Source organism: Shewanella sp. FDAARGOS_354, from assembly GCF_002209245.2.
In the GTDB taxonomy this organism is placed as follows: domain Bacteria; phylum Pseudomonadota; class Gammaproteobacteria; order Enterobacterales; family Shewanellaceae; genus Shewanella; species Shewanella xiamenensis.
In genome coordinates this window covers 3,529,245-3,542,055 of record NZ_CP022089.2, presented here as the reverse complement: position 1 = coordinate 3,542,055, position 12,811 = coordinate 3,529,245, and the positions used below count along the sequence as shown (strand labels likewise).

Annotated in this window: 12 protein-coding genes; 6 read left to right on the top strand and 6 right to left on the bottom strand. The window is 47.7% G+C overall.

The window, feature by feature from the left end; genetic code table 11:
• Nucleotide 1: 1 nt before the first annotated feature.
• Complete coding sequence (locus tag CEQ32_RS15825; RefSeq protein WP_088586412.1) at nucleotides 2-1,030, bottom strand: membrane fusion-like protein; 1,029 nt, start codon at nucleotides 1,028-1,030, stop codon at nucleotides 2-4.
• Nucleotides 1,027-2,229 carry a metal transporter gene (locus CEQ32_RS15820; RefSeq protein ID WP_088586411.1) on the bottom strand — a complete coding sequence of 401 codons (1,203 nt, stop codon included), beginning with the start codon at nucleotides 2,227-2,229 and terminating at the stop codon, nucleotides 1,027-1,029. Before CEQ32_RS15820 ends, CEQ32_RS15825 begins: the two co-directional genes overlap by 4 nt.
• A 144-nt stretch (nucleotides 2,230-2,373) precedes the next feature.
• Here CEQ32_RS15820 and CEQ32_RS15815 point away from each other — a divergent pair, with 144 nt between their 5' ends.
• Entirely contained in the window at nucleotides 2,374-2,919 is a 546-nt protein-coding gene (locus CEQ32_RS15815) for a helix-turn-helix transcriptional regulator (RefSeq protein ID WP_037428372.1), read from the top strand.
• Nucleotides 2,920-3,031: 112 nt separating this feature from the next.
• On the top strand, nucleotides 3,032-3,178 hold the full coding sequence (locus CEQ32_RS15810) for a hypothetical protein (protein ID WP_086024028.1): 147 nt from the start codon (nucleotides 3,032-3,034) through the stop codon (nucleotides 3,176-3,178).
• A gap of 49 nt (nucleotides 3,179-3,227) precedes the next feature.
• Here the strand turns inward: CEQ32_RS15810 and CEQ32_RS15805 are convergent, their stop codons facing one another.
• Nucleotides 3,228-4,178, bottom strand: a complete 951-nt coding sequence (locus CEQ32_RS15805) for a YeiH family protein (protein WP_088586410.1) — start codon at nucleotides 4,176-4,178, stop codon at nucleotides 3,228-3,230.
• 244 nt (nucleotides 4,179-4,422) lie between these two features.
• Entirely contained in the window at nucleotides 4,423-4,986 is a 564-nt protein-coding gene (locus CEQ32_RS15800) for a malate synthase (protein ID WP_088586409.1), read from the bottom strand.
• 183 nt (nucleotides 4,987-5,169) lie between these two features.
• Between CEQ32_RS15800 and CEQ32_RS15795 the strand changes: the two genes are divergently transcribed.
• The 4 genes from CEQ32_RS15795 to CEQ32_RS15780 all read left to right on the top strand — a co-directional run bounded on the left by CEQ32_RS15795 (nucleotide 5,170) and on the right by CEQ32_RS15780 (nucleotide 9,860).
• A complete protein-coding gene (locus tag CEQ32_RS15795; protein ID WP_055647183.1) occupies nucleotides 5,170-6,702 on the top strand; it encodes a DUF3612 domain-containing protein in 1,533 nt (510 codons plus the stop codon).
• A 309-nt stretch (nucleotides 6,703-7,011) separates the two neighbouring features.
• A complete protein-coding gene (locus CEQ32_RS15790) occupies nucleotides 7,012-7,410 on the top strand; it encodes a P-loop NTPase fold protein (RefSeq protein ID WP_055647182.1) in 399 nt (132 codons plus the stop codon).
• A gap of 102 nt (nucleotides 7,411-7,512) precedes the next feature.
• Nucleotides 7,513-8,721, top strand: coding sequence for an IS4-like element IS10A family transposase (locus CEQ32_RS15785; RefSeq protein ID WP_001206290.1), 1,209 nt, complete (start codon nucleotides 7,513-7,515; stop codon nucleotides 8,719-8,721).
• Complete coding sequence (locus CEQ32_RS15780) at nucleotides 8,718-9,860, top strand: P-loop NTPase fold protein (RefSeq protein ID WP_055647513.1); 1,143 nt, start codon at nucleotides 8,718-8,720, stop codon at nucleotides 9,858-9,860. Before CEQ32_RS15785 ends, CEQ32_RS15780 begins: the two co-directional genes overlap by 4 nt.
• Before the next feature lie 580 nt (nucleotides 9,861-10,440).
• On the opposite strand, the gene CEQ32_RS15775 is transcribed toward CEQ32_RS15780, so the two are convergent.
• Together CEQ32_RS15775 and proB are read right to left on the bottom strand one after the other, a co-directional pair.
• On the bottom strand, nucleotides 10,441-11,688 hold the full coding sequence (locus CEQ32_RS15775) for a glutamate-5-semialdehyde dehydrogenase (RefSeq protein ID WP_088586408.1): 1,248 nt from the start codon (nucleotides 11,686-11,688) through the stop codon (nucleotides 10,441-10,443).
• A gap of 11 nt (nucleotides 11,689-11,699) precedes the next feature.
• Nucleotides 11,700-12,806, bottom strand: coding sequence for a glutamate 5-kinase (gene proB, locus CEQ32_RS15770; RefSeq protein WP_088586407.1), 1,107 nt, complete (start codon nucleotides 12,804-12,806; stop codon nucleotides 11,700-11,702).
• Between the last annotated feature and the right edge of the window lie 5 nt (nucleotides 12,807-12,811).

The following is a 12,811-nucleotide window of genomic DNA, read 5'->3' as shown; positions in this document are numbered from 1 at the left end:
CTTATTCGCCTCCTAAACCGAGCATGATGCCTTTCACCGCGGCAACCGACTGGGATAGGACTTGCAGCTGACTCAAGTCTTGATCGCTGGCGACAATATATTGCTCCGGAGTTGAGCCTAAGATATCGACCGTTAGCGCATTGAGCTGGTTATCGGACAGAGTGAACACTTGGCTGTCTTGCTCCCAACTAAACACACTGTTTTTGGGGAGCAAATACACGGCTTTTTGATACTCGGGAACCACAGTCATTTGCTGACCTAACAACAGGTTACATTCCTGTGGCACCGACGATGACCAAGCCGTGACAAAGGCGCCTTCGGCAATCGCCGACAGTGACTCAATCGCGATATGGCATTGATTAATATTGATGGCCGACAGGGAGTGGGACTGGCCCGTCGGCACATTCACTTTGACGCGGATGCTGTTATTGGGCACCAGTGAAAATAGCTGATCCCCCGCCATATAAGGGCCGCTGATGGCATTGAGTTTAACGATACCGTCAACGGGCGCGGCGACCACTAAGGAGTCGGTAGCCGCATCCGTGCTGTGGACGCGCTCCATAAAGTGCTGCATATGCTCGTATTCGAGGTGAGTCGTGAAATAGTCCTGACTGATCTCACGCCATTTTTCGGCGCTTATGCTGCCATTGGCGAGCAAAGGTTTGTTGCGCTCATAACGACTCTTGGCGAGTTGATACAGGGTAGCCGCGGCCTCGACTTGGGCGAGGTAGTGGAACACTTCTGGCCCTGTGAGTTTAACTATCGCTTGGCCTTTACTGACGCGCTGGCCTTGGCCGACGAGAAAGTGCACCTGCTGGATATTCTCGGGCGTGCTGATCCAGTAATCATTGCCGGGGAGGATTTCAACCTGCGCCGGCAGTGGGCTGCCCTCATAACTGGCGACTCTTTGGGGTTGGGTGTAATTGAGGTCGAGATTACCTAAGGCGCTAATGGCTAAGCTTTCGGCCTGTGCCAAACCTACAACACTCGTGGATAAACAGAGAAGGCATGCGCCGTACTTGGCCATCATAATGAAATTCCTAAGGCTTGGAGTTGTTGGGAATGCAGTTGTTGTAAACTGACGCGGTTGAGCGCCAAGCGGGATTCGGTGTCGAGCGCCTCCATATAGCGGCGTAGCCAGACTTCATAACTCACCTGATCTTGATCTTTTACCTTGGCGAGTTCCTCGGTAATGGTGCGACTGAGGGCGAGCGCTTGGGTGAGTAGGCGCTGTTGCTCGACGAGGTTAGTTTGCTGGCGGACTAATTGATCCCATTGGTTTTTAAGCTCGAGGGCGCTGCGGTCAAGATTGAGACTTTGCTCGGTATTCGCTTGTTGCCATTGGGACAAATCGCTCTGGGACAGCGCCGAGCCCAAGGTTAAGGGCACTGACACGGCTATGCCTAACTGCTGATCATCCACGCCCGTATCCGCGGTATTTTTTGCTGTGAGTGAGACGGTCCAAGGATCGCGCTCACCCGCTTGCTGAGTTTGGATCAGCAGCAGGTGTTGCTGTTGTTGCAGCTTTAGCAATTGCCATAGGGGATGTTGGGCTAAGGTCTCGGCGCCCTTGCCAAGCGGGCGGTCAGTTTCTTCTATCGCGCTCGGCATTCGGTCTTGACCCGTCAGCTGTTGATACAGGGCTAAAGATTGGGCTTGTTGCTGCAGAATGTCGGCGCGGCTTAAGGCGATATCGACACTTTCCCGCTCCAGTAGCAGAGTGTTGGCCAGTGGCAGTTCCCCCGCATCGGTCAGTTGTTTTTGCTGGCGATGGAGTTTATCGAGCAACTGCTGTTTGCGCTCAAGCTGCGACAGTTTGACTTCGCTCTGGCGGTATTCCCACAAGCTCTGCCTTAATAATCCCGAGAGATACAAGCCTTGCAGCGCTGTTTGTTGTTGATGAATTCGCTCGGCGAGTTGTTTTATTTGCTTATCGCTGTTGTGTAGCGCGGGCGATTTAAATGGCAAATTGACTGAGAGTTCCTGCTCGTAGCTGTTACTATTATCCAAACTCCCGAGGTGACTTAAGCTAATGCTCGGCAGGCCAGTGAGCCAGGTCGAGCTGGATAAATTTGCCGATTGGGTATTCGACGAAGTGAGATGAGTCAACCTAGCTTGGCTGCTCGAAAGCGCTTGGGAAAGTTCGGCTTCCGCCGCAAGACACGGGAAACTACTGCCGACTAAGCTGGTCAACAGACATAACTTGATACAAGACGAACTGACAGACATGAGATGATTCTGTGGTATTAAACAATGCTGTCAGTGTAGGGATTGACGGGTGAAAGTCGTCGGGGACCTGTATCATAAACCCGCCTATGGTACATATGCCCCATAAAATAATTGATTGATTTTGCTTTTATTTAGGAGTTTTAGATGAAGGATATTGTCATTATTGGTCTGCTGGCACTCATCATGTGCTTTAAGCTTTTTGACATTAGTTCCGACATTCAATTAGGCATTCCGCAATGGCATTTAGTGCAGGAAGCCATACTCTTAGTGCTCACCGCTGTCGGGGCCATCTACCTCAGTTACGATTTAATGCGCCGCTCGCGCGAGGTTAAAGCCTTAGCAAAACGCCTCGAGTACGCCGATAAGAAAATCGACAATATGTCGACCCAAATGCGCTCCGCCAGACAGGAATACAGCCAAGCCGTATCAAACCAGTTTGATACTTGGGGTTTTACCAAGAGCGAGCAGCAAGTCGCGTTTTTATTGCTTAAGGGGCTGAGTTTTAAAGAAATTGCCGAAGTGAGGCAGACAAAAGAGAAAACCGTGCGCCAACAGGCGTCGACCATTTATGGCAAGGCCGACGTAGATGGTCGCCACACCTTTTGTGCTTGGTTTATGGAGGATTTTATTCAAGAACATAACCAAGAACTGGCGGCAAACGAGTCCGATAGCGCCCATAAAGCCGCTTAAGCTAAACTCTCAGGCTTAGTTTTTATAGCTATTTGTTATTGAAAATCGATATTGGCTGGCTTTTTAGTTCTAAACAATAATGAGCATCCCCTAAGTTTGCAGGAAGATGCAATTGAAAAACTGGCTGATTATCGTGTTTTCCCTGATTGCCCTCGTTGCATCCACGCAAACCACAGGATTACTCCGCTCGCTGATTGAGTTTTCCGCCTTTTTAGGCGTACTGGGGTTGGCTTGGCGGATTAAACCCAACGCCGAATAAAGCTTCCCGCGTTAGCGCGTCAATCAGAGTCGTTAGACTCAAATCCAATCTATTGAAAATACAGAATATAACCTAAAGACGTTACCCCAATTGCCGTCCACAGGATCACGCCCAGCAGCAAAGGCTTAGGGCCGCTTGCCCGCATTTTTTGCACCGTAATCCCCGCACCAATCAAGAACAGACACAGAACCAAGGTACGTTTCGACACAATAAACAGCGTGTCGTAGAGCGGCTGAAACTGCGGTAACCAATGGGCGATTGCGATGGCTAAACAGTAAAATCCGATAAAATACGGTAGGTTAAGCTTACGTTTATCGCCGCCAAAGATCAGCGCACTGACAAGGGCGATAGGGATAATCCATAGTGCGCGCGCCAGTTTAATGGTCGTGGCGGTTTTAAGTGCTTCATCACCATAGGCAGAGGCCGCGCCGACGACTGAGGAAGTGTCGTGAATCGCGATGGCACTCCACACGCCAAAATCGTATTGGCTCATATTGAGCAAATGCCCGAGGGCGGGGAATAAAAACAAAGCCACCGAGTTGAGTACAAATACACAGGCTAATGCGGTAGCGGTTTGGTCTGGTTTGGCATTAATGGCGGGCGATACGGCGGCAATAGCGCTACCGCCACAAATAGCGGTGCCTGAGGCGATTAAGTGGCCTGTGATCGGGTCAAACTTTAAAGCGCGAGTCACCATAAAGCCCAAGATCAGCGTAAAAATAATCGAGCCGACAATTAATCCGAGGTTATGGCTGCTGGCCTCAATCGCGGCGTTGAAGTTAATGCCAAAGCCTAAGCCGATAATCGAATAGGACAGTAATTTTTTGGTGAGGGCGGCGATATTCCAGTCGTTTGGCACCCAACCTAGGCTGGCTAAGGTAAAACCGAGCACAAGTGCCATAGGGGATGAGATAACAGGCGCGAGACACAGTAGCGCGGCGCAGATAAACACAAGGCGATGAGGTTGCTTAAGTTGCGAGACTATCGATGAAAAATTCATAACGCCTTAGGTTTGCGACTGAGTGTTTGGTTCTAACTACTGGAGCGCGGTTTTATATGGCAACGAGGTTAGAACTGAGACGCTGATAAAAGCGGGTATTATAGCGATGGAATTAATCTTCAATAAAATCAATTTAATTTATTTTGAGAGTCAGTTTTACTGATTGTTGGGCCGATGGAATGATCATAAAGGAAAGCTGAGGAGATTCACCTATGGTTTCATCTCCTCCAACTGTAGGATTAAATTAAAGATTAACAATGCTTTGCAGGCTGTAGTCACCACCGTCTTTAGCGGTAAATAACTTGTCTTGAATATCGTTGGCGCTTGGCATTCCCGCATGTAACAGGCTTAACCAATGGCGCGATGTGGCGTTGCGAGTGTCCTTTGGCTCAGTCGCTTGTGCCATTGGGGTTTCAATTTGCACATCTTCCAAATTCGCTAAATCCCGCGCGCCTATCATGCCAGTGCGGTCGAAACACAACTCTACATGGCAGCCTTGGTCCTGTAACACTATGGCGCTCGGTGCATCTTTAGTGCCGTTGAAGGCAACAAACTGCTTTGCTTGGCGTAATCCGCTGTGGCTGCCGTCGGCAAAAAATGCCAGCAGGTGTTGGTAATAAACCACATAGCTGATCACATCTTGGTGCGAACCCGCATCCAGCGGGAAATGACGGTCGAGGAACTGCTTCGCCTGGGCAGGTTTTTCATGTTCGGCCACGTTCACTTGGGCGACGGCAAGCACTTCTTCGGCGATGAAGCTGTTAAGATTCGATTGGATCTGGTTGCTCTTGATAATTGACATATTCATCGCTAGTTCCTCTACACTTTCCAATTTAAAAATTAGGGCCTTGATTTCACTTTAGCTTGTCCAACAGCGTTAATCGTTAAGCAGTGCTAGGTGGATAACCCTTCCTCGATTGCTTAATTTGTAGTCTAGTCTTTTTTTGACTACAATTTCACAATAAAAATTTTACAATGTGAATTTTACAAAATGCGCAATGACCAGAGCTTGATGAGAAAATCACACTTCCTTGGGACAAAAATACGTAACCTACGGAAACGTAACAATTTAACCATGGAAGATTTATCAGCACGTTGCATCCGCGTCGATGCGGGCAGTGCGCCCTCTGTGTCATATTTGTCGATGATCGAACGCGGCAAACGCGTACCCAGTGCCGAAATGTTGGCCGTGATTGCCACTGTATTTCAAAAGGACGTTGACTGGTTTTTAGACGACGTGCCCGAGGAGAGTGCCATCACGCCGGACAAGGGCCGCCGTGGCGGGATCAGTGGCATGGCGCTCGAACCCAGCTTTTTGTTTTCAAATGATATTTTGCAAATAGCCATCCCTGAAATGCTATCCCAGACTGGGATCTCGGGTCGGCAATTCGCCCACTTATTAATTCGCGCCCATCAGGAGCACCATCAAAACCATTTCCCCGATCTTGAACGTGCCGCCGAAGAGGTTGGGTTAAAACGTATGCCCTTATCCCTCGAGGAGATGTTGGATATCGCCAAGGGCGTAGGCTTAAAAATCAAATGGATAGATAGTACGCCCCAGGAAGTGATCGACGAGCGTGGCGTAAGCTCCCATCAGTTAGTGACCTCTTTCTTCGAGCCGCCCAGCACGATTTACATCAATAAAGTCCTTAAAAATCGCCCCAGTCGGCTGAAGTACGATCTCGCCGCCCATATCGGTCATTGCGTATTGCACAACAAAGATGGGCTTAAGAATGTGATGATCTCCGGCCGAAAACTGGAGATGGATGAAGAAGTCACGATGCAATCTAATACCCTGAACGCGCAGGATATTTTGCATGCGTGGCGCGACTTCGAATCCAGCTTTTTTGCCGGAGCCCTGTTATGCCCTAAGGTGCCGTATCGACAATTACTCGACCGTCACGGTTACGAAATTGAGGTGCATAAACAGCTGCAAGTGTCGGCCTCGGTCGCCATGCGACGGATGACTGTGGTATCGCCTTATCCCCATTGGCATTATTTTGATGCCTATGCGCCGGGCAAACTCAAGGCCGTTTACCGTGGTAATGGCATTCCCCTGCCTTGGGGCAATATGCGGCTGGTGGAAGACCCTTGCCAGCATTGGGCGGTGTTTAGAATGATCAGTGAACCTTCAGTTGGGACATCGGCGCAAATTTCGATTTTAAATGTGGGTAATGAACCACGGATTTACTGCTGCGAGTCGATTAAGGTCGAAGACTCGGCGGGCAACCCCCATGTGCTCTGTGCCGGTATCGATTTAAATCCGGCCATTGAGGCTCAAGGTAAGGATGCACTCTCTATCGCCCATGATTTAAAAGCCGCCTGCGTCTCTGGCGGCGGATCAGTCGCGATTCCCAAGCATATTAAAAGCGATCTCGTCAGCGTGGCTAAAATATTGAATATCAACTGGATTGAACGCGGTATTAAAAATGATGCCCGGCTTATCTGCTCCCGCGGTGCCGTCTGCCCACGGCAACCCAGCTGTTATCAAGCGGGTAAATCGCAGTGTGATGGGGTGGAGTAAACTATGCCGCGAAGTTTTGCATAGGGTTTAGTAAATGGCTGCTATTAAGTACTCTCACTTCAGTGACACGTCGCCCTTTTATTTTATAAGAAGTCGTCCCTGAGGGCTCGACGGCGGCGTCTGCAGCATATGGATGTGCGAATGCCGCGATCACATGGATGTGAATGAGCGGCTATGTCGCCAATGGTCACTGTCGCGAGAATGTTTAACTCAGCGAACTCAGATGTCTGTATTGCTCATTGAGTTGATAGTGCACACATAACGGCTTTATTCTGAGGTATGAGTAACTAATTAATAAAAAGGGATTTTATGTCTGATGATATTGTAGAGTTTAACTGGAAAGAGCCTGTGTTTTGCGCAGAAGGAATGGAACTATTTCCAAGGGATACATTAGATCGCGCTAGATACGCTTCTTTTTTACACAATTATTTGGCAGTTAATGCCATCGATGGCGGCTATGTTTTAAACCTAAATGCAAAGTGGGGGTCTGGTAAAACCTACTTTATTAATCGCTGGATGGAAAGTATTAAAGATACGCACCCTGTTGTTTACATTGATGCATGGAAGCAGGATTACTCTGACGATCCTATGCTTACCGTTATTTCATCTTTGATAAATGCTTTAAGTGAGCAATTGCCTGCTGAAAATGAAATTCTGTCAAATATTACTGAAAAATCAGCCCGATTTATCAAAGCAGCTGCGCCCTGAAGAATCCCCTGATGATTTACAAATAAATCATCAAATTAGAGTGGAAGCGCATCTTGTTGCATGATCAAATGGTTTCGCTAAAAACTACACTTGGACAACAAGATGCGCGAAGCCAATATCCTACAACATTCTTTACACCAATACTGCCCAGAACTTCACCTAAAACGATTAAACAGCTTGATGCTGGCCTCTAAGGCACTGATTGAATGTAAGACACTGACCTTGACTGAGTTAGGTCGAAATTTACCAACCACGGCCCGAACCAAGCACAACATCAAGCGCATTGATCGTTTGCTCGGCAACACGCATCTGCATCAAGAACGGTTAGCTGTCTACCAATGGCATGCCAGCCTCATCTGTTCTGGTAACCCTATGCCGATTGTGCTCGTCGATTGGTCAGACATCCGAGAGCATAAACGCATCATGGCTCTGCGCGCCTCAATAGCCTTCAATGGCCGCTCTATTACCCTGTATGAGAAGTCCTATCCCCTATCAGAACAATGCTCTAAGGCCTCCCACAACGGTTTTTTAGCGGACTTAGCCAAGATTTTACCTTTGCATGTTACCCCTCTCATCGTGACTGACGCGGGGTTCAAAGTGCCTTGGTACAAAGAGGTTGAGGCGCATGGTTGGTTTTGGCTAAGCCGTATTCGCGGTACAGTTCAATTTGCAGATATTGGCGCTGAAAATTGGCGTGCAGTTCGCAGTACACATGACTTGGCCAACGGTCAAGCGAAGAGCCTGGGTTGTAAGACCTTGACCAAAACTAACCCTATCAATTGCCATCTCACGCTTTATCGTAGCAAACCTAAGGGGCGTACAAATCAGCGTTCAACGAGGACTAATTGCCACCATCCATCGGCAAAAACGTACTCAACATCGGCGAAAGAGCCTTGGGTGTTAGCCAGCAATTTACCACCAGAATCTCGGAGCCCAAAGCAGCTGGTAAACCTGTACGCCAAACGTATGCAAATAGAGGAAACCTTTCGTGACCTCAAAAGCCCGGCATACGGCTTTGGCTTACGCCAAAGTCGTACCAACAGTCCAGAGCGATTCGACATCATCCTACTGATAGCGTTGATGGTTCAATGCCTGTTGTGGCTAGTTGGTTTACACGCACAGCAACAGGGCTGGGATAAGCATTTTCAGGCCAATACCATTGGGCATCGAACGGTACTCTCAACGATTCGCTTGGGATTGGAGGTGCTCAGGCGGCCTGATTATCAAATCACGGAGAAAGAATTGCTGGCGGCCTGGGTATTATTCGCCAATCAGTTGCTCAAATATGGCTATGCTATGGCTGATTTATGAGGGGATCCTTCAGAGCTGCGCCTGCTTTACTCAAAGGATTGGTGAAAAAGACTGTTGGTTTGAATTTAGATGATATTAAAGTTGAAGGTGAGCCAAAAAGTGATGACAAATTCATTTCTGATACTTTAAGTGAATCTGCCGCCGCAGTTGCACAATGCTTAGTAAAAGACCACAACGATAAATTGCAGTCAGTCAACTATTTGCGAAATGAAATTAAAGCGTTAATTACGGCAGTCATTGCACATAAGCAAGGTGCTTTAAAAATGCCTGCTTTTATCTTTATTGATGAACTCGATCGCTGTCGACCTAGTTATGCCGTAGAAATGTTGGAAGTGGTTAAGCACTTCTTTGAATTAGATAATATTGCCTTTATTGTGGCGACTGATACTGAACAACTACAGCATGCGGTGAAAGCAGTTTATGGTGATGGCTTTGATGCTCAAACCTATTTAGGTCGGTTCTTTAGGCGGCGCTACTCGTTAACCGAGCTTTCTCGCTATGAATTTGTAAGCCATATTACTGAAAATAAAGTCACTTATAATCCTAAGTGGAAGGAATTTGTACCTAGCCTAGCTGAATTAGATGACTTTACTAATGTGGTTTCTATTGTGGCGGATAGATTTAGGCTTTCGCTAAGGGAAACAGAGCAGTTGGTCGATAAGTTTTTATCAGTGCTAAGCAATGCTCAAAAAACGCTGAATCCTTATTTATTGTTAATTTTATTTGTATTAAGAGATAAACATTACTCACTATATGACGAATGGATGGAAGCAATTAATAAAGAGGCTAGCTTTGGTCAATCTATTGGAAAATTAACTTATCGAATGGATATTTTCCCCATGTTTTATAAAAGCAGTGATCAAGTTTTTTTTCCAAGAGAGAAACGAGCCGATTCTCTGGTTGATCTTCAACAAAGCCTTGATATGATTTTATCTATTATGAATAAGGTGTGTTCTCCTTGGAACCAGAGAGAAAAAGATAAATTTATAGACAATTTGGAAGGTGCATTATATTCATCTTCATCTCCTAACCTAACTGTAAGAGCAAATAAGTTGTATCAAATAAGTCTTATGAGTCTCAAAGCCAATAAGTCAGATTATAAAAACTGGGTTGAGCTAGCGGTGTCTTTTGATAAATAGAAAGAAGTGTTGATCTATACTCCTAAGTCATTTTAGAGTCACCTACTTATAAATTTTTGGTGTTAATGTAAAAAATCGTAAGCTACAAAAATACACCGGAATTAACGAGATTAAGCACTGGCATGTAAGTGACCGTTGGCGGCATGGATGCCGCCGTCGAGCCCTCAGGGACGAGTTAATGGCGTGTCACTGGAATGCCAGTGCTTAGTCATTTTAGGATGATTCAACCTATTTTTTATAGAATTATGGTTTGGTTATCCGTCTCACACTCTGAGACTTGCACCCATCTTTAAAAGTTTAATCAGATATTTATCGCTAGATTGTACGCAGAGATCGATGATTCAGCGCTGGCATACAAGCACCGTTGGCTACATGGCCGCTCTTTCACATCTGATCCATAGGGATATGGGAAATGTCACTATGATGTCTGGAACATCATTGACCATGTGATCGCGGCATTTGCACTTCCATGTGCAGCAGATGCCGCCGTCGAGCCTATAGGGATGACTTCTTGTCCAACCAAAGTCGGCGAGTCACTGGAATGCCAGTGCTTAATCATTAGCTGGACTGCTAGTAATCGCTAAGCTCTAATCTGTCCAGTGCCTGAAACTAGGTATTTTTCAGTGGTTAAGGCTTCGAGTCCCATGGGGCCGTAGGCATGTAGCTTAGTGGTGGCTATGCCGATTTCGGCGCCGAGGCCGAGTTCACTGCCATCGGAAAAACGTGATGAGGCATTCACCATAACGACAGAGGCATCCACTGCGCGTTGAAAGCGGGCGGCGGTGAGTTCATTGTCGGTGCAAATCACCTCGGTATGGTGGCTGCCAAACTTAGCGATATGTTGGGTGGCAACCTCAAAGCTGTCGACTTGGCGAATGGCGATTTCTAAGTCTAAGTATTCTTGGCCAAAATCTTCTTCTGCCATATAAGTGCAGGCGTCGAAATACGCGGCGGACTGAGGACATGCATTGATTTTAACTTGATGTTCTGTCAGTGCTTTGGCGACGCGGGGCAAGAATCGCGGCGCGATATCCTTATGCACTAACAAGCCCTCGAGGGCGTTGCATACGCCTGTGCGTTGGGTTTTACCATTAAGCAGCAAATCTAAGGCGATATCTTGATTGGCGTCCTTATCCACATATAAATGGCACACGCCCTTAAAGTGCTGAATAACCGGAATGCTACTGTTTTCAGTGACGTAATTAATCAGTCCTTCGCCACCTCGAGGGATGATCACATCGATAAATTCCCGCTGCTGCATCAGTTCGAGCATTAGGGCGCGGTCAGGATCGGGGATTACGCTGATAAGTGCTTTAGGCAAACCATAGGCGGTCAGTACCGCCTGTAAAATGCTGGCGATCACTTGGCTGGTGTGCAGTGCTTCTTTACCGCCACGCAGGATCACCGCATTGCCGGATTTAAAGCACAATGCGCCAGCATCGGCGGTGACATTTGGGCGCGCCTCATAAATCATACACACCACGCCGAGTGGCACACGCATCTTACTGATAGATAAGCCGTTAGGTCGTTTACCAATAAAACGCTCGCGCCCAACGGGATCGGGCAGGGCGGCGATGGTTTCGATTCCTTGCGCCATCGTCTCGATACGATGCTGGTTCAGCGTGAGGCGATCGACCATTGCAGGGCTTAAGTTATCCTGAGTCGCTCGGTGCACGTCAATCAGGTTCGCGCTTTGGATTTCATAGGTTTTTTCCCTTAATGAGCGCGCCATATCCAGTAATACGGTGTTTTTTAACGACTCATCGAGTTGGGCGAGTGTGCGGGCCGCATGGGCGGCATCGGCAGATATTTGTTTAATTAGGCTCATAGTTTCTCCACTCAAATGGATTTAAGAATGGCGATATTCTTATCGGAAATGATGGGGCCGGTTTTTTGCTGGAATTCACTGGCAAACGCCTGATCATCCTGCTCGGTAATAAAACTCAGTAGGCAACTGCTGTAGTTAGATTTGGCTTTTGCTAACTTAGTGCCATCGCCTTTACGCACTAGAATAGTGTCGCCCACTGAGAAATCCCCTTTGACTTCAACCACATCATCGCTGGTTAATTGCTCGCTGTGCTGATCGAGCGCGAGGTCAAAATCATCCTCGACGATCACTTCGCCCTGCGCTTGCGAGGTGTGGGTCATCCAATGCAAATGCTCCTGCATCGGTTTTTCATAGGGAGTGAAAAGGGTGCCCGGATTTTGCCCCTTTAGCAGTTGGCTAAAGGAGTCGGCATTAAAGCCATTGATAATAAAGGTTTCAATGCCATGGGAGATGGCTTTTTCGGCGGCTTGGATCTTAGTGCGCATTCCTCCGGTGCCAACATCGCTGCTGGCGCCTCCCGCCATCGCATAGATCTCTGCATTGATTTCAGTCACTTGCTTGATCAATTTGGCATTGGGATGCTCATGGGGATTTTGATCATAGAGTCCATCCACATCCGAGCAAATGATCAAGGTGTCGGCATCGGCCGCAGCTGCCACCATGGCCGAGAGATTATCGTTATCGCCAACCTTAAGTTTGTCGGCGGTCACGGCATCATTCTCATTGATGATCGGCATTAAACCGTGGTCGAGCAGGCTAAAAATTGTGTCTCGAATACTGATATAACGCTCGCGATTACGTAAGTCGCCATGGGTCAGTAGCAGTTGGGCGGTGGGAAAATCAAATAGCTTATTCCACGTCGCCATCATATCCGCCTGACCCGCGGCCGCCATGGCCTTTTTCACCGTGACACTCGGCTGAGCTTGGCCCTCAAAATGATGCCAACCAGCGGCAACCGAGCCGGATGAAACCAGTACCACTTGGATACCTTGGACACGGCAGTAAGTAATAAACTGGGCGATACCCAAGAGATAATGGCTACTGCAACCTTGCTTGTGGGGCGCGATTAAGGCGCTCCCCACTTTGACGACAATACGTTTACGGGGAGAGTCTGTCATAACGC